This window comes from Dehalococcoidia bacterium (assembly GCA_003597995.1).
In the GTDB taxonomy this organism is placed as follows: domain Bacteria; phylum Chloroflexota; class Dehalococcoidia; order Dehalococcoidales; family UBA1222; genus SURF-27.
Genome location: QZJY01000026.1, coordinates 26,000 through 50,555, shown reverse-complemented (window position 1 = coordinate 50,555; position 24,556 = coordinate 26,000). Strand labels below are relative to the sequence as shown.

Here is a 24,556-nt window from a genome sequence, read left to right as displayed (position 1 = left end):
CCACCCCCTATTCTGCACGCAGCGAGCGCAGCCGTGTGAAGAGTTCTTTCTCTTCCGCGCTCAGTTTGAGCGGCAGCACGACGTTTATTCTGGCCAGCAGGTCGCCCCGCCCTTCTTTCCCCAAGCGTGGCATCCCCTGACCTGCCAGCCGAAAAATACGGCCGTTCTGCGTCTCAGCAGGCACTTTTAGCTCCAGTTTGCCCTTGAGAGTGTGTACTTCGACTTTGCCGCCCAGCACAGCTGTGGTCAGGGGCAGCGGCACGTTTGTGACCAGGTCGTCATCCTGGCGCTCGAAGGAAGCATGCGGCAACACAGTAATCAATAGATAAAGGTCGCCTGCTCCTCCTCTCCCCGCCCCCCCTTGACCCGCTATGCGCACGCGCGAGCCTGTTTTAACGCCTGCCGGTATTTTGACTTCAAGCTGCCGCAGGCGCGGAACTGCTCCTGCTCCGCGGCAGGTGGCACAGACGCTTTTCTGCACCCTTCCAGTGCCGCCGCAAGTGGGACACATCTCTTCCGATTGCAGGCTGAGGAGCCGGCTGGTACCAGAAAAAGCCTCTTCCAGAGATATTTCTACCGTATGCTCGATATCCTGGCCGCGCCTGGGCTGTGCGTGCCGGCCCCGCGAGCCTGTAAACATCTGTTCGAAGAGGCTGTCCATGCCCGCGCCAGTAGTGAACGTCGTGCCACCCTGGGCGCCTCCGAAGTTGAAGCTGCTAAAATCGAATCCCGCTCCTGCCTGTCCCTGCCTGCCGGCCTGAGTGAACTTGTCGGCGTGTTCCCAATCCTCTCCGAACTGGTCGTATTTTTTGCGTTTTTCGCTATCGGAAATGACCTCGTAAGCCTGGTTGATTTCCTTGAATTTTTCTTCGGCGGCCTTGTTGCCCGGATTGACGTCGGGATGGTATTTACGGGCCAGCTTGCGGTAAGCCAGCTTGATATCTTTGTCGCTGGCGCTACGGCTGAGTCCGAGAATTGTATAATAGTCTTTGGCGGCCATAGAATATCCTGTATTCGGGCTGTATTGGGGGTTTTGTAGAGACTGCATTGATTATAATCGAACCTTGCCACTATTGTCAAGCGATAATTAATAAATTTGATAAAGCGCTGTTAACTACCCGGCAAAATTTCATGGGAAATACTTTTATGCTATTGACAAAGGCAGAATGTCACCCCTATAATAAAAAGAAACAAGGACCTCTCCGCTTCTGAGACTTGACATTCCCAGCCTTTAATTGCTATTTCCCGTAAGACTTTGAGGGTCTTCATTATGTCAGCAATTCGATTGTGTTTATGACGAAGTATATCTTTGTAACCGGTGGCGTGGTCAGCTCTGTCGGTAAAGGCATTACGGTAGCCTCGATCGGAACCCTGCTCAAAAGCCGTGGCTTAACCGTCTCAGTACAGAAACTGGACCCCTACCTCAATGTCGACCCCGGCACCATGTCCCCCTACCAGCACGGTGAGGTATTCGTCACCAAGGATGGCGCTGAAACCGACCTTGACCTGGGTAATTACGAACGTTTTATAGATACCGAACTCACCGCGGAATCGAACATCACTTCCGGCCAGATATACAGCTCCGTCATTGCCAAAGAACGACGCGGCGATTTTCTGGGCGGCACCATACAGGTAATCCCGCACGTCACCGCGGAGATTAAAGACCGCTTCAAGAAACTGGCTAAAAATTCCGCGGCGGATGTCATTCTGGTCGAGGTGGGCGGTACGGTAGGCGACATCGAAGGCCAGCCTTTCCTGGAAGCCATACGCCAGATGCGCAACGACGTCGGCCGCGACAATGTACTATATATACACGTAACGCTGCTCCCTTACATCGGCTCCACCAAGGAACTCAAAACCAAGCCGACTCAGCACAGCGTCAACGAGCTCCGGCGCATGGGTATACAGCCGGATGTCATCGTCTGCCGCGCCGATTACCCCATATCCGACGGCATCCGCGATAAGATCTCGCTTTTCTGCGACGTGGAGCGCAAGGCTGTTATTCCGCTCCCGACCGTTTCCAGCATCTATGAAGTGCCGCTGGTGCTCGAAAGCGAAGGCATGGGCAATCTGGTGGTAGACCGGCTTGGACTTAAAACAGCTTCACCGGAGCTGGGCTACTGGCAGCGCATGGTGAGTTGCCGTAGCGAATCCTGCCAGCCGGTCAATATCGCCGTGGTGGGCAAGTATGTAGAGCTTGAAGATGCTTACTATTCCGTGCGCGAATCGCTGCACCACGCCGGGCTGTACCACAACCGCAAGATAGAGCTGACCTGGGTGCATTCCGAAGAACTGGAGAAAAACAACGACGTCGAGCATCAGCTAAGGAATGTGCAGGGTATCGTCGTCCCCGGCGGTTTCGGCATCAGGGGCATCGAGGGCATGATAAAGACTGCGCGATATGCCCGTGAAAACAAGATACCCTATCTCGGCCTGTGCCTGGGCATGCAGATTATGGTTATAGAATTTGCCCGGTTCGTGCTCAAATCGAACAAGCCCAATTCCACTGAATTCGATCCGGATACTCCCTATCCTGTAATAGATTTACTTCCCGAACAACGCACGGTGGCCGGCAAAGGCGGCACCATGAGGCTGGGCAATTATACCTGCCATTTGCAACCGGGCACCCGCGCCGCCCAGTCCTATGGCGAGAATTCGTGTATCATTTATGAACGTCACCGCCATCGTTTTGAATTCAACAACGACTACCGCAAACCACTCGGCGATGCCGGCCTGATTTACAGCGGCCTTTCGCCCGACGGCAGGCTGGTAGAAATCTGCGAGTTGCGCGACCATCCGTGGATGGTGGGTTGCCAGTTCCATCCCGAGTTCGGTTCGCGCCCCAACCGCCCTCATCCGCTCTTCAGCGGCTTTATCGGCGTTGCCAAGGACGTGCTGCGCGAAGGCTCGCAGCCGGCGCTGCCGCTCATGACGGGCAATCAGCCGTCAGCGATTAGCAGTCAGCCGAAAGCTGATGGCTGTTAGCTGAAAGCGGTTAATATGAAAGACTTTAGGAAGTTAAATGTCTGGCAAAAAGCTCATGAGTTGGCGCTTGAGGTTTACGGAGCCACCGCGTCTTTTCCTCGTGATGAAATTTATGGTCTCACGTCCCAAATACGCCGTGCATGTGTTTCCATCCCGGCTAATATTGCAGAAGGTTGTGGGGGACAAGGCGATGCTGAGTTCGGTCGCTTTCTTCAAATCGCGATGGGTTCCGCCAGTGAGTTGGAATACCATTTAATATTGGCGCGGGAACTCGGATTCTTGAAAGAAGAAGACTCAGCTTCTCTAAATAAACAGGTTACCGAAGTGAAGAGAATGATTACGGTTTTAATTCAAAGGGTGAAACGCCTGGCGGTCGGAAGTCAGCCGTCAACGCTCAGAAGTCAGCGGTCAGCCGTAGCTGAAAGCCGATAGCTGACAGCTGATAGCTAAAAGGAGAACCATGCGCATCTTTCTGGATACAGCCAACATCGAACAGATCCGCCAGGGCGTCAGGTGGGGCGTCGTCAGCGGCGTCACCACCAACCCCACGCTGGTGGCATCGGAAGGACAGAAAAACTATAAAGCCGTTGTAAAAAAAATCTGCGGCATCGTTGACGGTCCGGTATCGGCTGAAGTAACCGTCGAGGGCATCGAAGCCATGCTGGCACAGGCGCGCGACATCGCCGCCTGGCACAAAAACGTGGTGGTCAAAATTCCCGCCACCACCGAAGGTCTGGAAGTGACATCCAAGCTGGCTAAAGAAGGCATAAAAGTGAACATGACCCTCTGCTTTTCGGCCAACCAGGCGCTGCTGGGAGCCCTGGCCGGCGCGGCCTTCATCAGCCCCTTCGTGGGCCGCCTGGATGATATCGGTCAGGACGGCATGGCGCTGGTGCGGGACATCATGGATATATATAAGGAATACGATTTCGACACGGAGGTCATCGCCGCCAGCATCCGCCACCCGCTGCATTGCGTGGCGGCGGCCCAGGCCGGCGCCGATATCGCCACCGTGCCCTTCAAAGTGCTGGAACAGATGATGAAACACCCGCTCACCGAGGCCGGCAACGCCCGTTTTCTGGCGGACTGGCGCCGCGTGTCGGGTAAAACCTAATCACTATTTTCCTGATGGACAGGGAGGAAGAAAAGAGACCTATGACAGACCAACCTCAGCCAATTGAAGCAACGCAGCCGGATGAGCCGCAGGAACAACAGCCCGCGGACATCGTGAACACTGTCGAAACAAAACTGCCCCCGCGGGTGGAGCCTGTGGAAATCAAGCCGCCGCCCCGCATGGACCCTCCGGTAGAGGTCAAACCGCCTCAGCCGCTGGAAATGAAAGTTCTTGAAGAGAAAAGCCGTGAAGAGCTGCTCGACCTGGCCAGAGAGTCCGGACTCAGCGGTGTCACCGGCCTCAAGAAGCAGGATATCGTCATGCGCCTGTTGCAGTCTTACGCCGAGATGCAGGGCAACGTTTTCTGCTCGGGCGTGCTTGACATCATGCCTGACGGCTACGGCTTCCTGCGCCAGGAAACGCTGCTGCCCAGCCCCTCGGATGTATATGTCTCGCAGTCTCAGATACGCCGCTTTAGCCTGCGCACCGGCGATACCGTGGTGGGTCAGGGCCGTCCCGCCAAAGCCGGCGAAAAATACTACAGCCTGCTCAGAGTCGAGGCCATCAACGATATCAATCCGGAAATGGCCCGCGCTCGTCCCAATTTCAGTTCCCTCACTCCCACCTTCCCCGACAAGATGATAGACCTGGAAACGCGCCAGGATACACTCTCCACGCGGCTCGTCAACCTGGTGGCCCCCATCGGGCGCGGCCAGCGCGGCCTCATCGTGTCGCCTCCCAAGGCCGGCAAAACCATGCTGCTCAAGGCCATCGCCAACGCCGTCAGCGCCAATTACAGCGATATAAGCATTATCGTGTGCCTTATAGGCGAACGCCCGGAAGAGGTCACCGATATGAAGCGCTCCGTTAAGGGCGAGGTCATCGCCGCCACCTTCGACGAAGCCGTGGAAAACCAGACGCGCGTGGCCGAGCTGGCGCTGGAAAAAGCCAAGCGCATGGTGGAAGGCGGCAAGGACGTGTTCATACTGCTGGACGGCATCACGCGCCTCACCCGCGCCTACAACCTGGCCATGCCCCCCTCCGGCCGCACCCTCTCCGGCGGCATAGACCCCGTGGCGCTGCACCCCGGCAAGAAGTTTTTCGGCGCCGCCCGTAATATAGAGGAAGGCGGCTCGCTCACCATCATCGCTACCTGTCTGGTGGACACCGGCTCGCGCATGGACGACCTCATCTACGAAGAGTTCAAGGGCACCGGCAACATGGAGCTGCACCTCGACCGGCGCCTCGCCGAGCGCGGCGTCTTCCCGGCTGTGGACATCACCCGTTCCAGCACCCGCCGCGACGACCTGCTGCTCAACGAGGCCACCGTCAAGCAAATAAAGCTGCTGCGGCGCATGGTGTCCATGATTTCATCCGACGGGCCTTCGGGCAGCTCTACGGACATCACCGAGAGGGTCATCGAGCACCTGCGCAAGACGCGCACCAACGCCGACTTCCTCGCCAGCCTGGGCAAGGAGCGGCTGTAGCGTCTTTCTGAACGCAGTGAAGAATCTGACGCGAATTAAGATGTGTCTTTCTGAACGCAGTGAAGAATCTGACGCGAATTAAGATGTGTCTTTCTGAACGCAGTGAAGAATCTGACGCGAATTATTGACGGGAGAAGCTGATCAGGTAGTAATGTATGTTAACTAATCAGTACTACACTTATATCCTGACCAGCCGCGCTAACACTGTGCTTTATACAGGCGTTACCAACGACCTCAAGCGTAGGGTTTGGGAGCACAAGGAAAGGTTCGTTGCAGGATTCACCCATCGCTACAATGTAGACAAGCTCGTCTACTATGAAGCATGCGAAGACGTTACATCCGCTATAGCTAGGGAAAAGCAACTTAAGGGCTGGCTAAGGCGACGCAAGGTAGCCTTGATTGAGAGCCAGAATCCTGATTGGCATGATTTATATCCTGAGATATAAAATTACCCTGTCTTTCTGAACGCAGTGAAGAATCTGACGCGAATAAGAGGTGTCTTTCTGAACGCAGTGAAGAATCTGACTGGTACCCAGCAGCCTCGATGTCCAAACTCGTCACACAATCCGTGTGAGATCCTTCGCCCCGATGAAATCGGGCCTCAGGAAGACACCAGCCCCCTGTCTTTCTGAACGCAGTGAAGAATCTGACGCGAATAAGCGGTCAGCCGTCAGCCGTCAGCACTCAGCCGTCAGCCGTCAGCCGTCAGCGGTCAGCCGTCAGCCGTCAGCACTCAGCCGTCAGCCGTCAGCCGTCAGCGGTCAGCCGTCAGCCGATAGCTGAAAGCCGATAGCTGAAAGCCGATAGCTGAAAGCTGATAGCTGAAAGCCGAAAGCTGAAAGCCGAAAGCTGGTTATCCTGCCTGCGCAGTTGACCACTTGACAAGCTGTGGTATCATATTAAGTTAGAGCCTGTATAAAAGGAGGTGGTATGCTTGTATATACCCGCGAGGGAGAGCGCCGTTAAGCGCAGGCTGGATACGGTTTGACTTTAGTCGTCTCTAAGGCAAGACCCTGGAGACGGTACCATATAAATAAACTAACAAGGAGAAATTTAAAGGTCGATGAAAAACAAAATTGCTAAATATCTGGGCGTGGTCCTCACTGCGGTGATGGTTGCCAGCATGCTCGTCATGGCTGTACCGACCGCCGCCGCGGCCCCCCTCACCCCCGTCCAGAGATGGAATACCTATCCCATCCCGTCCACCACGGGTATGATGCTTAGCAGCACCATAGCCCTGGCCGGGCCCATTGCGCAGGCCGTCGATGCCGCTTCCAACGCTTCCGGCATCGGCACTATTTATGCCTTCGTCAATGACCCGGCTTTAACTCCGGCTCAGCAAATCGTCAAGTCCGTCAATGGCGGCCGCACCTGGGCGGTCACCGGCTCCGTCGGACAGCCCACCTCTCCTGTAATAGAGATCGTTTGCTCCCCCACTGAGGGCAACGTCGTCTTCTATGTCACCGCTTCCACTCTCTGGATGTCCACTGATAGCGGCGCTACCTTCTTAGCCATAGTGAGCGTACCTGTCAGCGATGCTATCACTGCTTTGGATGCGGCCAAATGGAACGGCCGCTATATCGCCGTCGTGGGCGTCGACTCCACCCTCGGCACCGCTACCCTGACCGCCGGTGTCTATGCCTGGGACCAGAGCGACGTCTTCAACAACCTGCTCCCGGTGGGCACCACCACCTTCAACGGGATCCTCGCCAAGAAGATCCTGTCCGTCAGAATGGCCCCCACCTTCGCTACTGACCGCGCTGTCATTGCCATGGGTGTGGCTGGCGGCGTGGCAACAGTGCGTGTGGATATCAACGGCGGCGCCTGGGGCGCTGTCGTGGCTGACTTTACTATCGGCGGCGCCGTCACCGCGGGCGACATCCAGTGCCCGTCTGACTTCAACGCCACCACCAGCCCCATCTACTTCATTGCCATATCCGACGCTGCTGTCGGCGGTGTCTACCGCGTTACCGGCAATAGTCCGTTCCTTCTTGACGCCGTCCGCACCTGGACCAACATGTCCGTCAGCGGCACCTTCGCTTCCGGTACCGCCACCATTCTGGTCGGTTCTTCCGTCGGTACCGTCAAGAAATCCATCACCTCGGGCAGCACCTTTACCGCTGTGACCCTGCGCTCGACCGCAGTAGCCACCGCCTGGGTTCTGCTCGACAGGAACTATGGCGTTGCAGGCGCTGCTGGCCAAAAGATGGCCTACGTTCTTAACGTCGGCGCTACGCTCGGTGCTTTCAATGTAAGTGTTGACAGCCTCTCCACCTTCAACCAGTGGAGCATGATTGCTGAAGACCTCCTGACCTCTACCATCAGTGCCATCGATGACCTGGCTATCGGCAGCAATGGCGATATGTTTATGGTCACCCGCAACAACGACGGCGCTGTGGCTATTGCCGGGGTTACTGGCGGTATAGTTACCATTACCGCTGGCACCGTATCCACCCTGGTTACTGCTGCTGTTCCCGCAGATACCGTCGTCATCACCGCCGCGGCTGCCGGCACTGCCACCATAACCGTAACCAATGGTGGCGTTACCTACGGCGCTGTCACCGGCGGCACTCGTACCGCTAACGTCATCACCTTCACCGGCGCTGGCACTTGTACCGTAAGCGGTACGGTCGCCAACACCCAGTTCACCGTTCAGGCTAACATCGCAACCAATCTAACCTTCCCGGCCGGCACGGGCGCCCCCGTCGTAACTGGCACCGACCCGAACTTCACGGTGCAGTTGCCTAACATCGCCGCCGCGGAAGTCGATGCGCTAACCACCGACACCGTGATTACGGGCTTGCCCCTCACGGGTATCACCGTATCGCCGGCCTCCATCTGGACCCAGGGCACCGGCACCATCACCTTTACTGCTGTCGGCCAGGTGGCTACCATCACCAGCACCACCACCACCGGCGTAATTGGCCCGTTCACTCTCACCGCAACCTATTCAATGTTGGTTGGCGGCGCCACCGCTGGAGCTCTTGACCCTGTCGCCACCAACGGCGTTGGCGGCGTGTTTGCTGTCCCCGGAGCTTGGGGCGGCACCGGCACAAACAGAGTCCTCACTTCGTTGACGGCTCAGGTAAACGCTGTTCCCTCCACCAACACCAGCAAGCTCTGGCGTCAGATTGCCGGTGGCCCCTGGGAGCGCGTTGCTGTCGCTATCGCTACCGATGCCCAGCGCGTAATCATCCGTCTTTCTCCCGCTTATGCCACCGACAAGGCGGTCTTCTACACCATAGTAGGCAGCGCTGCTGCCATTAAGGTGTCCACCAACAACGCCAACAGTTTCGCTGACATGGCTTCCGCTCCTGGCGCCAATGTCAGCCCGACCGCTGTTAACGCCCTGCTGCCCCTGAACTCCACCAACGTTGTTGTCGGTGATGCTGCCGGCAACCTCGTCACCAACACCACCGCTTACTGGTGGATTAAGGGCGCCAACAGCCCCTTCGGCGTTGGCTACATCGTTTCCGACATCGAATCAGCCGGCGGCACCAACCTGGTGGCCGTAGCCACCAATGGTACCAATCTCCGAGCGGCCAAGTCCGCCGATAACGGCCTCACCTGGACGCTTCTCCGGGTACCCGGCTCGACCACTACTACCTCGACCCTGACAGTCACCAGCGGTCCTGCTTCTATAGCTCCCGCCGCTGACTATGCCACCACCGGCAATGTTTTCGTCTCCGCCGTAGGCGGCCTATGGCGCTATCCTTCCATCGCCGCCGGCGCTACCGCTAGTGGCTGGCTGCTGGTCGATGCGACCGCGCCTGTCACTAACACCGCCGCCGCCATCAACTTCACCGTCTACAATCCCGGTCTGGTAACCACCCCGGGCGGCCCCGGCAGCGTTACTGAAGGCGCCGGCATGGTATATGCCGGCGACAACAGCGCCGCCACCGGCGACGTTGTTCGCGTCCGCGGTCTGGAAGCCACCGCCGAGAACCTGGATTCCGCAGTGACTTCTCGCCCGGCCGTTGTCTTTGCGGGCCTGTGGTCTTACCCGTCCGCCAGCGGCAACGTGCTCTTCACCATCGATGGCACCGCCAGTACTCCCAAGCTTTACACCTATAACGATACCCTGGCCATCGCTGGCACCGGCGTAGCCATTTCCAACCTGGCTACCCCCCTGGCTACCAGCACTGCCGTTGTAACCTTTAACCTCATGCCCAACGCCAACGGTTATGTCGTCGTCGTCAACCCCGTCAGGCAGACCAGTCTCTACACTGCTGTTAACGGCGCTGGCGTGGCTGTATCCGCTGTGACCGTGGGCGCTACCACTGGTTTCGTTACGGTTACACTCATGGCTCCGGGCACCACCTACTACGCCAGTGTCTGGGCCATCCTCACCACCACTGCCCCCGCTAATGTTATGTCCAGCTTCATGTTCGGCGGCAGCACCTCATTTGTTACCCCGCTGCCCTTCCCGGTCACTCCCATGAATCTGGTGCCCATTGTGGGCGCTATCAACGTACCTGTTCTGCCCCAGTTCGGCTGGATGGCGGTCCCGGGTGCCACTTCCTATACCCTGCAGATTGCCCTCGCCACCGGCAACTTCGCCAGCCCTCTGTACAGCAATAACGCTGTTCCGGCTGGCGTGGCCGGCGCCCCGACCGTCACCTGGAACTATACCGGCCCCGCGCTGTCTTTCAACACCTCATACCAGTGGCGCGTAAGGGCTGATATCGCCGGCGGCGGCAGCAGCGCATGGGTCGACGGCAACTTCACCACTGAAAAAGCCGTTGTACCTCCTGTGACTGTTACGCAGGCTGCTCCCGCTCCTGTTCCTACCATCATCCTCTCGCAGCAGCCGGTCGTTACCATTACGCAGGCTGCTCCTATTCCTGCCCCGACCCTCACTCTGCCTCCTCAGCAGACCATCGTGCTCACCACACCTCCTGCTGGCCCAACCCCGGCCTACATCTGGGTCATCGTCGGTGTCGGCGCGCTGCTGACTTTGGCTGTGATCGTCCTCATCATCCGCACCCGCAGAGTGGTCTAAACCCCACCAGCGTCCGGAAGATAGGATAATCCAAAAGGCAAAGAGGGCTCCCCGCAAGGGGAGCCCTCTTCTTTTTGTTCGAGCCCTGGTGTCGTTGCGAGCGTAGCGACGTGGCAATCCCGCCCCTTCTTCTCTCCCCTTGCGGGAGAGATAAGCCTGTCCTGAGCATGGCGAATGGAAGTGAGGGGGTAGTTCCCTGGTTGTCATGCTGGAGGCCACAGGAGTGGCCGAAGCATCTGGCTGGAGGGGTTTCCTTTTTCCCTTGTGTGAGAGGACGAGTGTGGCAATCTTGTTTTCTCCTTCTGAACACATTCGTCCGCAAGAGGCGGACTCAGTGTAAACTCCGCGAAGAATAAATCTGGCTCGAATAAGCAGTCAGCGGTCAGCAGTCAGCAGTCAGCAGTCAGCAGTCAGCAGTCAGCGGTCAGCAGTCAGCGGTCAGCGGTCAGCGGTCAGCGGTCAGCAGTCAGCGGTCAGCAGTCAGCCGAAAGCTGAAAGCTGATAGCTGAAAGCTGAAAGCCGATAGCTGATAGCCGATAGCTGATAGCTGATAGCCGATAGCTGATAGCCGAGGTATTGACTCCCTCTATATCTCTGGCTAAAATGGACGCATTATGTCTTTCAAGCGGGCGCTGCCTGGCCTTTTGCTTTGCGCCTGTCTTGCTCTTTCTCTTGTACCCCACCATACTCTTCAGGCCGCCGGAGCGCCCGCGTGGGCTATGCTCAACACGGGAGCCTTTTCCAGCGAACAGCTCCGCGATGTCGCAGTATCACCGAAATACGCCCAGGATAAGACCATCTTTGTTTTAACCTTCGCGAATTCAGGCGGGGCGTTATTCAACGTATGGCGCACGCAGGACGGGGCGCTTACCTGGCAGAAGGTGTTCGCCGCTTCGGGCAGCGTCCAGCTGGATTATGTAGGGCTGTCGCCGGATTACGGCAGGTCAGCGCGCGTGGTGTATTTGTTGGGCAGCACGGAAAGCGGCCCGGCGTTATGGTATTCGGCCGACGCGGGTTCCACCTGGTCTGTCAGGCCTGCGCCCGAGGGCACGGGCGCGCCCAATCCTTTTATCGTGGCGTCGGACAGCGGCCTGTTCTTATCGGAATTCGACGGCATTAACCAGGCTTTTGTTCGCTATTCCGCCAACGGCGGCGCGAGTTTTAACGCCGGTGTTTCTGCCGGCAGTTTACCGGTGTGTTCCATGGCATTGTCGCCGGGCTATGCCCAGGACCGCACACTGCTCATCGGAAACACGGACGGCGGGGTGTTGTGGTCCAGCGACGGTGGCGGCTCCTTTCAGACGGTCTCAGCTACTCCTTTGACCGGTATGATGCGCGTGGAATTCGATGAGAATTTCGCTGCCAGCCGTATTGTATACGCCGTAAGCGATTCTTCCGGCGGGGGAATATACAGCGCCAGTGTCGGCGCAGGACAACCGTGGCAGAGACTGGACCCTGCTTCTCCCTCAGATGAGACGCTGGGGGGATTGGCAGTCTCTTCCACGGGCGTATTATATGCCTCAAGCTTCCGCCCGGTTAATGCGGCGAGCTCGCGGGGAGGTTTGCTGCGCTGCCTCAGTCCCGTTTCGCCGGCTTCATTCGAAAGGGTGACCGTCGGGCTGAGCGACGGCGCCGTTCTGTCAGAAGGCGTGCTGGAGTGCGTCGGCAATCAGTTGTGGGCCGTCGATAGCGCGGGTAACCGGCTGATGACTTTTGTAGACACCCTCAGCCAGCCTGTTAGATTATCCTTTCCCGCCCATAACGCTTCGGATGTGGGTAATATTTCATCTGGTCGGGTGAGCGGCGTGTCGCTTAGCTGGCAGCCATTGGAAGGCGCCACCCTCTATCAATGGCAGCTAAGTGCGCAGAGCGATTTCTCTATTATTGCCGATGGCTTTGCTGCGAGCAGCGCCGGGACGGGGGTAACCGCTCCTTCGCTGGCTCTTGCCAGCACGTACTACTGGCGCGTACGCGGGATTACTCCGCTGTACAGCCCGTGGTCAGATACCTGGTCTTTCGTCACTGCCTCTCTGGGAGTGCCACAGCTGGTCAGTCCGTTGGCGTGGGGTGCCGCGCTTAAGCCCCTGTTTCAATGGAATCCGGTGTCTAAAGCCACTGGTTACGAACTGGTAGTGTCCAGGAAATCCGACTTTACGAATCCGGTGGTATCGAAAACGGGCACGCACAGTTTGACAAACAGCTACTGGCAGTCTGACGTTGCGCTTGATAATTCCACCGTTTATTACTGGCGGGTAAGAGCACTGGCGTCATCGCTCGCAGGAGAATGGAGCGCGGCGGGTGCATTTTTAACACAAGCCGCAACGGTTCCTACTACGACTGTTGTTCCATCAAGCACTACACCCAATACTAGCCCTGCAACAACCACCGCACTGCCTGTTTCTACGCCTCCCCCGAGCATTTTGACAACGCCCGTAACATCGACGGTGCCTGCTGTAACTGTTACTGTTACGATACTTCCGGTACTTCCTCCGTCACCCGTGCCAACGGTTATTGTACCTGCTTCGACAACTGCTGCTCAGTCGCCGGTGACGGTCGTTCCCCCACCCACGGCTGGCGCGCCGCTGATAGTCCCGCAAATTCCGGGCGAAACGCCTGACTGGGTTTATTACGTGCTGGCGGGAGGCTCAGCAGGCGTGGTGCTGCTGTCGGCCATCATCCTGCTGGCGAGAAGCCGCAAAAAACCGTTATTATAGCCGGGTGATTCTGTGAAAATGCGCCGAGAGGCAACCTGTCCCAAAACTGGGTCTGCAGGGAACCCGGAGCGAAAAACCCCTCATCCATGTTATTGTACTGCCTGAATTGGCGTCCTGGGGCGCCATTATGAAAATTGCTCGACATACAATGGTTGATGTCATTCCCGTGAAAGCGGGAATCCATTTCCGATTGTCATTGCGAAGGCATGTAAATGCCTGTGGCAATCTCGTACCCAACGTCCGTGTCGTTCTAAGAAGCGCAACGACGAAGAATCTGCCAAGAATTGGCAGCCCGCGGTCAGCCGAAAGCTGGTGGCTGAAAGCTGATAGCTGATAGCCGAAAGCCGAAAGCTGAAAGCTGATAGCCGAAAGCTGAAAGCTGATAGCTGATAGCCGATAGCCGAAAGCTGATAGCTGAAAGCTGATAGCCGAAAGCTGATAGCTGAAAGCTGAAAGCTGAAAGCTGATAGCCGAAAGCTGAAAGCTGAAAGCTGAAAGCCGAAAGCTGATAGCTGATAGCCGATAGCCGAAAGCCGAAAGCTGAAAGCCGAAAGCTGATAGCTGATAGCCGATAGCCGAAAGCCGAAAGCTGATAGCTGAAAGCTGATAGCTGATAGCCGATAGCCGTCCTGTCACTATACCCGTGATGTCTGGTTTTACTTGCCCGTAGGATATTCCAGCAGGATGACCTGGGTGGTCACCGGCAGATTGTTTTTGTTGACGTTGAGCTTGGGCTGAGGTGTGGCCTGCTGCATCCCGAACTCGCGTAAGAAATTCTCAACCGGCTCCAGTTCACCCTGGAAAACCGGCGTCTTGTAGTGCATGGGAAGAATGACCCTCGGTTCCATCTGGCGCACCATGGCGGCAGCAGTGGTGGCGTTGATAGTGGTTATCCCGCCCACCGGAACCATGAGGACATCGACCTTGCCGATTTCCTCGATCTGGCTGTCGGTCAGCGGCTGGCCCAGGTCGCCCAGATGGCAGATTGTCATTTCTTCCATCTCCAGGACATAGACGGTGTTTTTGCCCCTGTCGGCGCCCTTGTTGGCGTCGTGGAAAGTGGACATGCCGATGATGAGCACACCGGCGATTTCATATTCACCGGGGCGTTTAATCACCCGTGGGTCGCCCCCGATACCGGCGCTGTAAGAATGGTCTGAGTGGTCGTGGCTGACCGTCACGATATTGGCGCTGGCTTTGCCCAGAGAATAGCCCACCCCGGGGGAAAAAGGATCGGTAATGATGGTGGTCTGCTTGCCGCGAATCCTGAAGCACGAGTGTCCGAGCCATGTGATTTCCATGCCGGTTATTGTATCACGTGCCGCTTCGGAGGGTCAAAGAAGCCGCCAGCGCTCAGCAGTCAGCCGAAAGCTGATAGCCGACAGCTGATAGCTGATAGCCGACAGCTGATAGCTGGAGAGGGCTTGCGCCTTGTGATATTATATTCATGCCATGCGCTGCGCTATTCTTGCCGACATACACTCCAATGCCACCGCTCTGATGGCTGTCCTCGAAGACGCCGATCGCCGCGGCGGCGTGGATGAGCTCTGGTGTCTGGGAGACATAGTGGGATATGGCCCCGACCCCCACCGTTGTCTTGAAATCCTGAGGCAGTTCAAGTGCGTGGGCGTGGCCGGCAATCACGACCTGGCGGCGATAGAGAAAACGGGGTTGAACGCCTTTGACCCGGATGCAGCCCAGGCCATTCGCTGGACCATGCGCCAGATAAGCACCGAGGACGCCCTGTTTATCAGCCGTTTACAGCCTATGCTTGAAAAAGACGGGTTCACGCTCGTGCACGGCAGCCCGCGCCAGCCGGTCTGGGAGTATGTCGTCTCGCTGAGCAGCGCCCGGGAGAACTTCCCCTGCTTTAATACGCCTTACTGCCTGGTGGGGCACACGCATATCCCCATGGGCTTTAAAAAAGAGGCCGGCAGCATCAGCGCCGTGCCCCTTTCCGAAAGCGTCGGCCGGGTGCTGGGCAAAGCATCGCTTATTCTGAACCCCGGGAGCGTGGGGCAGCCGCGCGATAGCGACCCGCGCGCCAGCTATGCCACCTACGACAGCGACAGCGGGATATTCCGTTTGCACCGCGTGCCTTACGATATTGCGGCAGTCCGTGAGCGCATGTGGGGCTGCGGCCTGCCGGTGCGTCTGGCGTCCCGCCTCGAGCATGGGGTCTAAGCATGACTGCCGAACCCGTGCCGGGTGAGTCGCTTATGCAAACCACCAGGAGGCTGCTTGCCCACCTGGACACCCGCGCCAAGAAAAGTCTGGGGCAGAATTTTCTTATTGATTCCGGCATCTTGCGCAAGATAGTAGAAGCGGCTGATCTCTCATCGCAAGATGTGGTAATAGAAGTCGGCCCCGGTCTGGGAGTGCTCACCGCCGAACTGGCAAAACGCGCCGGGCGCGTTATTGCCGTCGAACTGGATGACCACCTCTCTGTGCTGCTTAAACAAACCCTTTCGTGGGCCACTAATCTGACCGTCGTTCACGAGGATGTCTTAAAAATCAAGCCGTCGGCTTTGCTGGCAAAGGCCGGCCTTCAGATGGGAAGCGCATATAAGGTGGTGGCCAACCTGCCGTATTACATCACCTCAGCGGTATTGCGCCATTTCCTCGAAGGGGACGCGCGGCCAGGGGTGATGGTCGTCATGGTTCAGAAAGAAGTTGCCAGAGCCATAACAGCCGCCCCCGGAGAAATGAGCCTGCTCAGCGTTGCCGTGCAATTTTACGGCCAAGCGCGCATCGTAAGCAGCGTATCCGCGCACAGTTTTTACCCCGCGCCCAAAGTCGATTCCGCCATTCTCAAGATTCACCTGTATCCCAAGCCCTTCATTGGTACTGCCCGAACGGATGGGTTTTTCGCACTGGTGCGCGCCGGTTTTTGCGCCAATCGCAAACAGCTGGTAAATTCGCTTTCGCAAGGGTTATCGCTGCCTAAAGAAGAAATCCGCCCGCTGCTGGAGAAGGCCGGGATAGAGCCAAGGCGCCGGGCTGAAACCCTTGCCATCCCGGAATGGGTGAAGCTCTGGGAAGTGTTTGATATTAAGGCTAAACAATGTTGACGCTTGCGACTCCGGCTAAAATCAACCTGACGCTGGAAGTGCTGCAAAAACGCCCCGACGGATATCACGAAATCCGCAGCGTCATGCAGGCTATCAGCCTGAGCGACCGTCTATCTTTTAAAACCAACGAGAAAATAATATTCCAATGCGACAGTCCTCTCTGGCAGGCTGAAAAGAGCCTTGTTTCCCGCGCTGTCGATATTCTCAGGCGGCAAACTAATTCGTGTCGTGGAGCGCTGATAGATATTACCAAAACTATACCGCTGTCTTCCGGACTCGGCGGCGATTCCAGCGACGCTGCAGTTGTCCTTTTGGGGCTCAATCGGTTGTGGGAACTGGGTATACCGCCGGGAGATCTGGCGCAGATGGCCGGCGAACTGGGTTCCGATGTGCCTTTTTTCCTCAGCGGCGGTACGGCGTTGGCCGAGGGGCGTGGGGAGTTCATCAGCCCTTTGCCCGATATGCATCATGCATGGATGGTGCTCCTGCTGCCGCATGTGGAAAGCCCCGAATTCAAGACGGGTGCTCTTTATTCCCGGTTGCGCCCGGAGCATTTCACTTCAGGTGATAGGACAGATGCTCTGGTGGCGCGGCTGACGCGTGGTGAGTCGATTCGTTCATGCGACCTCTGCAACGTCTTTGAGAATGTGGCGTTCACGGCCTTTAACGGCCTGGGGAAATACCGGGATGGGTTCGAGAACATCGCTGCAGAGCCGGTACACCTGGCCGGTGCCGGACCCGCTCTGTGCGCCTTGTTCAGCGATGCGGAAAAAGCCGCGCGTGTCTGGCGGAATCTAAAAGAAAGGGGACTCGAAACGTATCTTGCGGAGACCCAAAATTCCGCGATTATATGATAGAATTGGTTTATGTTGCTTAGGTCGCTTCTGGCTGTTCTGGCAGGCTATCTGCTGGGTTCCTTCCCCTCGGCCTACATTGCGGGTCGTTTAGCAAAAGGCCGGGACATCCGCCGCATCGGCGGCGGCAATGTCGGGACTCTTAACACGCTGCGCGAGGTGGGCTTCATACCCGGCCTGCTGGTTTTTATAGCCGATGCTGCCAAAGGCGCGCTGGCAATCCTTGTGGCAAAGTGGCTGGGCGTAAATGAAGTGGTCATTCTCATTGCCGGTCTGGCCTCGGTTGCGGGCCATAGCTGGCCGGTTTTCCTGGGATTCAAGGGCGGTAAAGGCGGCGCCACGGGCTACGGCATTTTCCTGGCGCTGGCGCCGCTGGCAGCGGCAATTACCTTCTGCGTGATGCTGATAATCATGCTTATAACCAGCAACGCCCGGCTGTCCCTTACCGGCGGGTTTATTACCCAGCCATTCTTTATCTGGGCTTTAGGCGGAAGCTTGGCCGTCATAGTCTATTCTGTCATAGTGCCTTTGATACTTGGCACGCGCATGCTGGTTGCCGACCGCCATAAACTCTCGGACCCCGGGGTGCGCAAAAACCTGATAATCGATAGAGACTACACATGGTGGCAGTCAAAACGAAGTAAACCATCGGATAACAAAAAATGAATAAGGGAGGGAAACGATGAGCAAGACCCAGGATAATCTAAAGGCCGCTTTTGCCGGCGAAAGCCAGGCCAGCCGCAAATACACCTATTTCGCCGAAAAGGCCGATGCTGAGGGACAGCCGCAGGTGGCGCGCCTCTTCCGCGCCGCCGCCGAGGCTGAGACCGTTCATGCGCGCAACCATTTGAACGCGGCAGCGGGCATAGGCTCAACCAAGGACAATCTCAAGGGGGCCATTTCCGGCGAGCATTACGAGTTCAGCCAGATGTATCCCCCGTTTATCAAGCAGGCCGAAGCTGATAAGGACGGCAAAGCGGAGCGCAGCTTTACTCATGCCAACAAAGTTGAGGAAATCCACCACATGCTTTATAGTCAGGCGCTGGCGGCACTCGAAAAGGGTGGTAAGCTTACTGAGGGCGTGTATTACGTCTGCCCGGTGTGCGGCAATACGGTTTTTGGCGTGGCTCCCGAAATATGCCCCATCTGCGCCATGCAGGGGAAGACGTTCAAGAAAATAGTCTGAGATGGGGCTTGAATATGGCATCAACGACGGTAATAAAAACAACTATTGAACCCTATGTCTGTCATTGGCTAGCCGCTCAGTATCCTGGGCATATATTTAAAGAAAGGGATATTTTTGGGTTTAAATATGATGCTGTTTCTGAAGATGGTTCTATTGTAGGTGAAATTCTGTGCAACAGACCCAAGACGAGAACGGGCAACGAAAATACGGGCGGGGTGCGTAAAGCACTACAAAATGTTAGTGGTTTGAAGCAGTCGCCTGGAAATTGTAAAAAAATAATGGTTTTTACCGATGTTGAGTTCATGGAGTTGATTCGACGTCGAGCCAGCAGGTTTGGAATAGAAAGTATCTCTATGATGGTTTGTAAGTTACCACCAAAACTGGAGTCACTCTTGACAGATATGCTTGATAGGGCTAGTCGAGAGCAGCGAGCTGCTGGTGAGTGAGCCCAAGGCTATTTGCTTATTATTTCAGTTCGTATAAGCCGCTCTTCGTCCTCTCGTGTTTTGACCTCGCCGTCCAGCCTGGCGTCCAGCAGCAGGCCGAGCAGCAGTTTAATGCTCGGCCCTGCTTTTATGCCAAGTGCTATCAGGTCGTCCCCGTTGAGCGAGGTATTGACATAACGTAATTCGTCCAGGTATAGCTGGATATTACGTCTGACCTCTGCCGGTTCGCTGGCGATGAGATTGGTCTTTATCGCTTCCTCCGAGTAGCCGTGTAAATGCAGATAGATAGTGCTCGGCTGCAAGGGTTCTTCGGACAGCTCTTCGTGGAGGGCTTTGATTTTCTGGCTGTCGCGCAGGGTACGAGATATCGTCTTGTCGAGTTTTAGATATTCTATGAGCCTTTCGATTGCCTCTGAATCGAGGTTGAATGTCAGGAGCGCCATGTATAGTGTGGCGGAAGGTTTTTGAGGCAAGCTTATACGCCGCGCTTCATCGAACCATGCCTCAAGCCAGCCATCAACCTTCAGCGCGGGGTCCAGGTATGCCAGCACTTCGAGCTCCCCTGCGCGCGCCATTACCTTTTCCGGTAGTTCCTCGCCGAACACGCATTCGAGCTCATACCATATCCTGTCGCCGCTGATAGTCTTCAGCATGGGGAGGTCCCGTCGCAGCAGGGCTTGAGTTCCCTCCTCGATGCGGAAATCCAGCCTCTGCTCGTAGCGCACGGCGCGCCAGATACGTGTGGCATCATCTCTGAAGCTTTTCTCATGCAGGATGCGCACGAGTTTGTTGTGAAGGTCGCCCAACCCACCGTAGAAATCTATCAGCCGCCCGTAATCTTCCGAGTTCAGAGAAATGGCCATGGCGTTTATGCTGAAGTCCCGGCGAAAAAGATCGTCCTTGAGATTTCCGGGCTGCACATCAGGCAGCACGCCGGGGCGGATGTAGCTCTCGCGCCGCGCAGTGGTCAGGTCCAGGCTGAGGTCAGGATACTGGAGACTTGCTGTCAAAAAAGGCTTATGCAGGGTTACTTTGACGTCTTCTCCTTGCGCCAGTTCATTCGCCAGGGTGAGAGCGTTACCCTCCAGCACAAGATCTATATCTGATACGGGTTTTTCCAGCAGCATGTCGCGCGCCGCCCCGCCGACCAGAAAAAGTTTCTCCCTCCGCACGCCAGCCAGTCTTACGGCCTTTTCGATAATAGGTAGTGCCCTGGCAGGCAATCGCTCTTTGATTTTAAGCCCCAGATTGATATTTTCCATAGACGGTGGAATTATAGCACAGCTCACGGCGTGCGGGACGCCAGGATTCGATTTCCGCTTTGCGTGAGGAATTGTATTCAAGAGATATACAGAGTCATAGGAATCGGTTTGTGGCGGCCATGAGAACGGTTTGGCGAGGCCTTTGCCCTGGGTTTTCCGATTAAATAATCAATTATATTTTTTATATTGTTATACATATGGCATTTCGCTTATAATTAACCATTGTCGGTCTTGAAGGAGCATTATGTTAGTTGTCGCTATCGTCGGTATGGCCGGCGCCGGTAAGTCTGAAGTTTCCCGCATATTCGAGAGCAAGGGTTTTGCCCGCATTCGTTTCGGCGACGCCACCGATGAAGAGTTAAAAAAACAAGGTCTGACCATTACCGAGGAAAACGAACGCCGCATGCGCGAATCCCTGCGCCAGCGTTATGGCATGCAGGCCTATGCCATGCTCAACCTGTCGAAGATAGACCTGGCGGTTAAAACCACTCCGGTGGTGGTCGACGGGTTATACTCTTGGGAAGAATACACCTTCCTCAGCAATTATTACCATCAGAATTTCCGCGTGGTGGCGGTCTGGGCCTCGCCGGCTACGCGCTACGCCCGGCTCTCCCAGCGCCCGGTGCGCCCGCTGACGCTGAAAGAAGCCTACAGCCGCGATGAATCCGAGATTGTCAATCTCAACAAGGGCGGCCCCATCGCCATGGCGGATTTTACCATCATCAACGAGTCATCGCTGAAAGACCTCGAAAAAGAGACCAAAAAGACCATCTCCGGCATGGAGAAAAATCCTTGAGCCGGCCCAATTCGGACGAATACTTCTTAAAAGTAGCGGCCGTGGTGGCTGAGCGCTCCACCTGCCGCAGGCATAACGTGGGCGCGGTGGCGGTGAAGGACAAGCATATTCTTTCCACGGGCTATAACGGCGCGCCGTCCGGACTGCAGGACTGCCTGACACTGGGTTGCCTGCGGGACGAACTGCACATACCGTCCGGCACGCGCCACGAAATATGCCGCGCCGTGCATGCCGAACAGAACGTGATTATCCAGGCGGCGCTTCACGGCGTGAGCCTCGAAGGGGCTACCGTGTACGCCACTCATACACCCTGCGTCCTGTGCGCCAAGATGCTCACCAATGCCAGGATAAAACGCTACGTCAGCTTTGGTAAATATGCCGACAACTCCTTCCAGGAAATGTTCCGGGAGGCGGGCATCGCATTCGAACAGTTGCCCAAACCATCGAATACGATAGTCTTCTTGGACTAACCACTTGCGTTTCATGGTATAATAGTGTCGTCCTCTGAAAAGGAATTAAATGGCGAAAATCCACGCCAAAATAATCGTCAATCCGGTGGCCGGTGCCAACAGATCCACCTTTCGCCAGTGGCCTCATATACAGAGTCTGCTGCGGGAGAGCGGCTTATCCTTCGATTACCAGTACACGGAAGGGCCGGCCATGCCTCCGAACTGGCGCGTCTGGCGGCCAGCGATGGCTACCGTTTCCTGGTAGCCGTCGGCGGCGACGGCACCATCAACGAAGTGGCCAACGGCCTCCTCGATTCCACCAACGCCGGTACCACCACACTGGGAATCGTCAGCACCGGCACCGGCAACGATTTCATCCGGTCTATGGGCATCCCCAGGGATTACATCAAGGCTTGTAAGTGCCTTACGGGCGACCGGCGCACCTGTATAGATGTCGGCTTGGTGGAATTTAAACGGAACGGCCAAAATGCCAGACGCTATTTTATCAACAGCGCCGGCGTGGGCTTCGACGCCGAGGTAGCCGAAGCCGGCAAGAGCGTCCCGCGCTTTATGGGAAACACTGTGCCCTTCGTTTTGGCGCTGCTTAAAACGCTTCCGGGTTACCGCAATAAAAATATCCGCATGAACATCGACGGCCGCGAGGAAGCGCGCCGTGTCCTCAGCGTGGTGGTGTCCAACGGGGCCTACTTCGGCGGGGGCATGCGTATAGCGCCGGAGGCCGAACTGAACGACCGCCGCCTGGATGTGCTTACCCTCGGTGACATAGGCAAAGCCGAGCTTTTGCAGGTGTTCCCGCGCGTTTACAAGGGGACGCATGTCACGCACCCCAAGGTGCGCATGGAAAAAGCCGAGCGGATTACCATAGAATGCGACAGGCGCATCCTGCTCCAGGCCGATGGCGAGCTGCTTGGCGAGGGCCCGGTCACCTTCCAGATACTGCCCGCCGCCCTCAACGTGGCGGTCTAGCCGGTATTTTCCCCCTGGTACATCCCCTGGTAACCCTGGCTTTTCCCTGTCAGTTTCGAGAACACCAGTTGCAGCACCCGCGCGTCTTTTTCCAGGTCAAGCCCCAGCGGGTTGTGCACCACCAGCAGAGACTCCGAACGCCCTGAATAACCGGCGTCCCAAACGGCGGTGTGTAAACTGGCGCCGCAGCGCAATAAACTGGAGCGCGACAACCCCAGTGCCATGATGTCTTTGGGCAGGTGCACGATTTCGTTGTATATGATGCTGTAAGACCCCGGACCCAGATGCATCACGCCCCCCGCGCCGAACTCCATCTTTTCCTGGGTGGATATGACGCGATTTTTGTTGTCCAGAGCCAGCTTTCCGCACGATATGAGGCGAGAAACGCTGCGCAGGCTCAGGTCGAAGCCATTGGTTTGAAGTTGCGCCTCCAGGTCGAGGTAGCACTCAATGAGCGGCGGGTCGCCCTGAATTAAAGCCAGTATGTCGTCGCGGGAAAGCATGCTCATATATTATCCGCCGTAAATGCTATGACTTCATCGATGCTGCCTGCGTCGCACAACAACATGGCTAGCCTGTCCATGCCCAGCGCGATGCCGCCGCACTCAGGCATGAACCCTACCGCTTCGATGAAAGAGTCGGGCATTTTCATTTTTCTTCCCTGTTGGCGTTCTATCTGCTTTATTTCTTCTGTGAAACGCCTCCATTGCTCCTTGAGGTCGGTCAGCTCGCTGTAGGCGTTGGCCAGCTCCAGCCCGCCGATGAATACCTCGGCCCTCTCGGCTACTTGCGGGTCGCCCGCTTTGAGTCGCGCCAGCGAGGCGGCGGCGGCGGGGTACTCTGTCAGAACAGTGGGGCGGCCCTTTTCCAGTCCCGGCAGTACTGTAGCAGCCATGTCCTGGTCGAAACGTGCAGCATCATAATTTTCCACCGGGTCCCAGCCGGCGCTCTGGATAAAGGCATTCTTGATGCTGAGACGCGGCCAGGGCAAACGGAGGTCGATGGGTTGCCCCTGGTAGTTGACGATGCTGCCGGTGCGTAGTTTTCTGGCCAGCATTGTGACCAGTTGTTCGGTGTCGCTTATCATGTCCATGCAGTTAGCCCCGGCGCGGTACCACTCCAGCAGGCTGAATTCGGGGTTATGCAGGCGCCCGCGCTCCCCTTTGCGGAAGCAATGGCTTATCTGAAATATATTTTCATACACGGACGCCAGCAGGCGCTTCATATGCAGCTCGGGCGACGCGGCGAGGTACCACCCCTCGCTCTCGAAAGGCACGATATTTATCTCCGGCGCGACAACCGGCACGCGCACCGGGGTTTCCACCTCTAAAAAGCCCCGCCCGCGAAAAAACTCGCGGGCGAGGTCATAAATCTGAGCGCGGCGTTTGAGGTTGCTTTTAATCTGTGCCAGGCGCTCCTGTTCGGCCGGCATATACTACTTCTTGGTGCTCAGTCTTTCCACATAATTGCCGGTGCGGGTGTCTATCTTGAGCACATCGCCTTCCTTGATGAAAGTGGGGACGTCCACGCTGTAGCCTGTTTCCAGTTTGGCGGCCTTGTTCTGGGCGGTGACCGTGGCCGTCTTGATGGACGAGCCTGTCTCGACCACTGCCAGCTCGACGAAAGTGGGGATGGTGATGTCGATGGGGCGTTCGTCCAGCAGCTGCACGTTGACCAGCGTGCCTTCCTTTAAGAAGTGCGTCTTATCTCCCAGTTGGGCTTCGGTGACGAAGGTCTGCTCGAAGCTCTGGGTGTTCATGAAGACATAGTGGTCGGTCTCTTTGTAGAGGTACTGCATTTCCTGGTTGCTGATGCTGGCCTCGTCCACCTTTTCGCCCGAGTGGAAGGTAATGTCCAGCACGCTTCCGTCAAGCAGGTTTTTGAGGCGCAGGCGGTAGATAGCGCGGCCCTTGCCGGGCTTGACGAACTCGGCATTGTCTACGTTCCAGGGCTTGCCCGAATACATTAGCTTGGTATTTTTATGTACTTCTTCGATTTGCATAGGCCGGTGGTTTCTCTCCTGAAAAATCTATAAAAATATTTTACTTCCGTATTATGCTATACACTTTTGTCTTAAAAATCAACATGAATCGTCGAAAACTACCCGCCAGAGAAAAAGAAGGGGGACTTGACCTTGAATACAGGTCGAGTCCCCTTCAGGCAAGGAGCCTTTGTCATTCCAGCGAAAGCGGGAATCCAGGGG

Annotated in this window: 22 protein-coding genes and 2 pseudogenes; 16 read left to right on the top strand and 8 right to left on the bottom strand. The window is 56.5% G+C overall.

The window, feature by feature from the left end:
• Positions 1-7: 7 nt before the first annotated feature.
• Positions 8-1,000, bottom strand: a complete 993-nt coding sequence (locus C4542_04150) for a J domain-containing protein (GenBank protein ID RJO62417.1) — start codon at positions 998-1,000, stop codon at positions 8-10.
• 293 nt (positions 1,001-1,293) lie between these two features.
• Here C4542_04150 and C4542_04145 point away from each other — a divergent pair, with 293 nt between their 5' ends.
• From C4542_04145 to C4542_04120, 6 genes are all read left to right on the top strand, one after another.
• Positions 1,294-2,985, top strand: coding sequence for a CTP synthase (locus C4542_04145; protein RJO62416.1), 1,692 nt, complete (start codon positions 1,294-1,296; stop codon positions 2,983-2,985).
• 15 nt (positions 2,986-3,000) lie between these two features.
• Entirely contained in the window at positions 3,001-3,417 is a 417-nt protein-coding gene (locus C4542_04140) for a four helix bundle protein (GenBank protein ID RJO62415.1), read from the top strand.
• 28 nt (positions 3,418-3,445) lie between these two features.
• Entirely contained in the window at positions 3,446-4,099 is a 654-nt protein-coding gene (gene fsa / locus C4542_04135; protein RJO62414.1) for a fructose-6-phosphate aldolase, read from the top strand.
• A 221-nt stretch (positions 4,100-4,320) separates the two neighbouring features.
• Complete coding sequence (locus tag C4542_04130) at positions 4,321-5,586, top strand: transcription termination factor Rho (protein RJO62441.1); 1,266 nt, start codon at positions 4,321-4,323, stop codon at positions 5,584-5,586.
• A gap of 155 nt (positions 5,587-5,741) precedes the next feature.
• Positions 5,742-6,032, top strand: coding sequence for a GIY-YIG nuclease family protein (locus C4542_04125; protein ID RJO62413.1), 291 nt, complete (start codon positions 5,742-5,744; stop codon positions 6,030-6,032).
• Between the two features lie 617 nt (positions 6,033-6,649).
• Complete coding sequence (locus C4542_04120) at positions 6,650-10,588, top strand: hypothetical protein (GenBank protein RJO62412.1); 3,939 nt, start codon at positions 6,650-6,652, stop codon at positions 10,586-10,588.
• Between the two features lie 473 nt (positions 10,589-11,061).
• Here the strand turns inward: C4542_04120 and C4542_04115 are convergent, their stop codons facing one another.
• Entirely contained in the window at positions 11,062-11,274 is a 213-nt protein-coding gene (locus tag C4542_04115) for a hypothetical protein (protein ID RJO62411.1), read from the bottom strand.
• 33 nt (positions 11,275-11,307) lie between these two features.
• On the opposite strand from C4542_04115, the gene C4542_04110 reads away from it, so the two are divergent.
• Positions 11,308-13,302 (top strand): hypothetical protein, encoded by a 1,995-nt coding sequence (locus tag C4542_04110; GenBank protein RJO62410.1) that lies wholly within the window; start codon positions 11,308-11,310, stop codon positions 13,300-13,302.
• A gap of 363 nt (positions 13,303-13,665) precedes the next feature.
• Here the strand turns inward: C4542_04110 and C4542_04105 are convergent.
• Positions 13,666-13,917 (bottom strand): annotated as a pseudogene (locus C4542_04105) (hypothetical protein).
• A gap of 41 nt (positions 13,918-13,958) precedes the next feature.
• The gene (locus tag C4542_04100; GenBank protein RJO62409.1) at positions 13,959-14,603 is read right to left on the bottom strand and encodes a lactamase; all 645 of its coding nucleotides are present in this window, start codon (positions 14,601-14,603) and stop codon (positions 13,959-13,961) included.
• 151 nt (positions 14,604-14,754) lie between these two features.
• Between C4542_04100 and C4542_04095 the strand changes: the two genes are divergently transcribed.
• Genes C4542_04095 through C4542_04070 form a run of 6 tightly spaced genes read left to right on the top strand, consistent with a single transcriptional unit; the run spans position 14,755 to position 18,859 of the window.
• A complete protein-coding gene (locus C4542_04095; GenBank protein ID RJO62408.1) occupies positions 14,755-15,486 on the top strand; it encodes a metallophosphoesterase in 732 nt (243 codons plus the stop codon).
• 35 nt (positions 15,487-15,521) lie between these two features.
• Entirely contained in the window at positions 15,522-16,373 is an 852-nt protein-coding gene (gene rsmA / locus C4542_04090) for a 16S rRNA (adenine(1518)-N(6)/adenine(1519)-N(6))-dimethyltransferase RsmA (GenBank protein RJO62440.1), read from the top strand.
• Positions 16,367-17,227 (top strand): 4-(cytidine 5'-diphospho)-2-C-methyl-D-erythritol kinase, encoded by an 861-nt coding sequence (gene ispE / locus C4542_04085; GenBank protein RJO62407.1) that lies wholly within the window; start codon positions 16,367-16,369, stop codon positions 17,225-17,227. Before rsmA ends, ispE begins: the two co-directional genes overlap by 7 nt.
• A 12-nt stretch (positions 17,228-17,239) precedes the next feature.
• Entirely contained in the window at positions 17,240-17,893 is a 654-nt protein-coding gene (locus tag C4542_04080) for a glycerol-3-phosphate acyltransferase (GenBank protein ID RJO62406.1), read from the top strand.
• Positions 17,894-17,909: 16 nt separating this feature from the next.
• Complete coding sequence (locus C4542_04075; GenBank protein ID RJO62405.1) at positions 17,910-18,413, top strand: rubrerythrin family protein; 504 nt, start codon at positions 17,910-17,912, stop codon at positions 18,411-18,413.
• A gap of 14 nt (positions 18,414-18,427) precedes the next feature.
• Positions 18,428-18,859, top strand: a complete 432-nt coding sequence (locus tag C4542_04070; protein ID RJO62404.1) for a hypothetical protein — start codon at positions 18,428-18,430, stop codon at positions 18,857-18,859.
• An 8-nt stretch (positions 18,860-18,867) separates the two neighbouring features.
• On the opposite strand, the gene C4542_04065 is transcribed toward C4542_04070, so the two are convergent.
• Positions 18,868-20,121: a CCA tRNA nucleotidyltransferase gene (locus C4542_04065; GenBank protein ID RJO62403.1), complete on the bottom strand. Its 1,254-nt coding sequence runs from the start codon at positions 20,119-20,121 to the stop codon at positions 18,868-18,870.
• Between the two features lie 244 nt (positions 20,122-20,365).
• On the opposite strand from C4542_04065, the gene C4542_04060 reads away from it, so the two are divergent.
• The 3 genes and pseudogenes from C4542_04060 (at position 20,366) to C4542_04050 (ending at position 22,353) form a co-directional block, all read left to right on the top strand.
• Positions 20,366-20,917, top strand: a complete 552-nt coding sequence (locus C4542_04060) for a dephospho-CoA kinase (protein RJO62402.1) — start codon at positions 20,366-20,368, stop codon at positions 20,915-20,917.
• Positions 20,914-21,387 carry a cytidine deaminase gene (locus C4542_04055; GenBank protein RJO62401.1) on the top strand — a complete coding sequence of 158 codons (474 nt, stop codon included), beginning with the start codon at positions 20,914-20,916 and terminating at the stop codon, positions 21,385-21,387. Before C4542_04060 ends, C4542_04055 begins: the two co-directional genes overlap by 4 nt.
• A 58-nt stretch (positions 21,388-21,445) precedes the next feature.
• A pseudogene (locus tag C4542_04050) lies at positions 21,446-22,353 on the top strand (diacylglycerol kinase family lipid kinase).
• Here the strand turns inward: C4542_04050 and C4542_04045 are convergent.
• From C4542_04045 to efp, 3 genes are read right to left on the bottom strand one after another with little or no spacing between them, the layout of a single operon-like run.
• Complete coding sequence (locus C4542_04045) at positions 22,350-22,862, bottom strand: deoxyuridine 5'-triphosphate nucleotidohydrolase (GenBank protein ID RJO62400.1); 513 nt, start codon at positions 22,860-22,862, stop codon at positions 22,350-22,352. The pseudogene C4542_04050 and the gene C4542_04045 overlap by 4 nt on opposite strands.
• A complete protein-coding gene (genX, locus tag C4542_04040; protein RJO62399.1) occupies positions 22,859-23,785 on the bottom strand; it encodes an EF-P lysine aminoacylase GenX in 927 nt (308 codons plus the stop codon). The genes C4542_04045 and genX overlap by 4 nt, the downstream gene beginning before the upstream one ends.
• A gap of 3 nt (positions 23,786-23,788) precedes the next feature.
• Positions 23,789-24,355, bottom strand: coding sequence for an elongation factor P (gene efp / locus C4542_04035; GenBank protein RJO62398.1), 567 nt, complete (start codon positions 24,353-24,355; stop codon positions 23,789-23,791).
• Positions 24,356-24,556: the final 201 nt, after the last annotated feature.

What these genes read in the sequence shown, in the direction of transcription:
- C4542_04045 (RJO62400.1), bottom strand. Translation starts at nt 22,862, where the DNA reads ATGAGCATGCTTTCCCGCGACGACATACTGGCTTTAATTCAGGGCGAC.
- fsa (RJO62414.1), top strand. Translation starts at nt 3,446, where the DNA reads ATGCGCATCTTTCTGGATACAGCCAACATCGAACAGATCCGCCAGGGC.
- C4542_04075 (RJO62405.1), top strand. Translation starts at nt 17,910, where the DNA reads ATGAGCAAGACCCAGGATAATCTAAAGGCCGCTTTTGCCGGCGAAAGC.
- C4542_04095 (RJO62408.1), top strand. Translation starts at nt 14,755, where the DNA reads ATGCGCTGCGCTATTCTTGCCGACATACACTCCAATGCCACCGCTCTG.
- efp (RJO62398.1), bottom strand. Translation starts at nt 24,355, where the DNA reads ATGCAAATCGAAGAAGTACATAAAAATACCAAGCTAATGTATTCGGGC.
- C4542_04130 (RJO62441.1), top strand. Translation starts at nt 4,321, where the DNA reads ATGAAAGTTCTTGAAGAGAAAAGCCGTGAAGAGCTGCTCGACCTGGCC.
- C4542_04060 (RJO62402.1), top strand. Translation starts at nt 20,366, where the DNA reads ATGTTAGTTGTCGCTATCGTCGGTATGGCCGGCGCCGGTAAGTCTGAA.
- C4542_04115 (RJO62411.1), bottom strand. Translation starts at nt 11,274, where the DNA reads ATGGTGGGGTACAAGAGAAAGAGCAAGACAGGCGCAAAGCAAAAGGCC.
- C4542_04140 (RJO62415.1), top strand. Translation starts at nt 3,001, where the DNA reads ATGAAAGACTTTAGGAAGTTAAATGTCTGGCAAAAAGCTCATGAGTTG.
- C4542_04145 (RJO62416.1), top strand. Translation starts at nt 1,294, where the DNA reads ATGACGAAGTATATCTTTGTAACCGGTGGCGTGGTCAGCTCTGTCGGT.
- genX (RJO62399.1), bottom strand. Translation starts at nt 23,785, where the DNA reads ATGCCGGCCGAACAGGAGCGCCTGGCACAGATTAAAAGCAACCTCAAA.
- rsmA (RJO62440.1), top strand. Translation starts at nt 15,522, where the DNA reads ATGCAAACCACCAGGAGGCTGCTTGCCCACCTGGACACCCGCGCCAAG.
- C4542_04065 (RJO62403.1), bottom strand. Translation starts at nt 20,121, where the DNA reads ATGGAAAATATCAATCTGGGGCTTAAAATCAAAGAGCGATTGCCTGCC.
- C4542_04120 (RJO62412.1), top strand. Translation starts at nt 6,650, where the DNA reads ATGAAAAACAAAATTGCTAAATATCTGGGCGTGGTCCTCACTGCGGTG.
- C4542_04100 (RJO62409.1), bottom strand. Translation starts at nt 14,603, where the DNA reads ATGGAAATCACATGGCTCGGACACTCGTGCTTCAGGATTCGCGGCAAG.
- C4542_04150 (RJO62417.1), bottom strand. Translation starts at nt 1,000, where the DNA reads ATGGCCGCCAAAGACTATTATACAATTCTCGGACTCAGCCGTAGCGCC.
- C4542_04070 (RJO62404.1), top strand. Translation starts at nt 18,428, where the DNA reads ATGGCATCAACGACGGTAATAAAAACAACTATTGAACCCTATGTCTGT.
- C4542_04080 (RJO62406.1), top strand. Translation starts at nt 17,240, where the DNA reads ATGTTGCTTAGGTCGCTTCTGGCTGTTCTGGCAGGCTATCTGCTGGGT.
- C4542_04110 (RJO62410.1), top strand. Translation starts at nt 11,308, where the DNA reads ATGCTCAACACGGGAGCCTTTTCCAGCGAACAGCTCCGCGATGTCGCA.
- ispE (RJO62407.1), top strand. Translation starts at nt 16,367, where the DNA reads ATGTTGACGCTTGCGACTCCGGCTAAAATCAACCTGACGCTGGAAGTG.
- C4542_04125 (RJO62413.1), top strand. Translation starts at nt 5,742, where the DNA reads ATGTTAACTAATCAGTACTACACTTATATCCTGACCAGCCGCGCTAAC.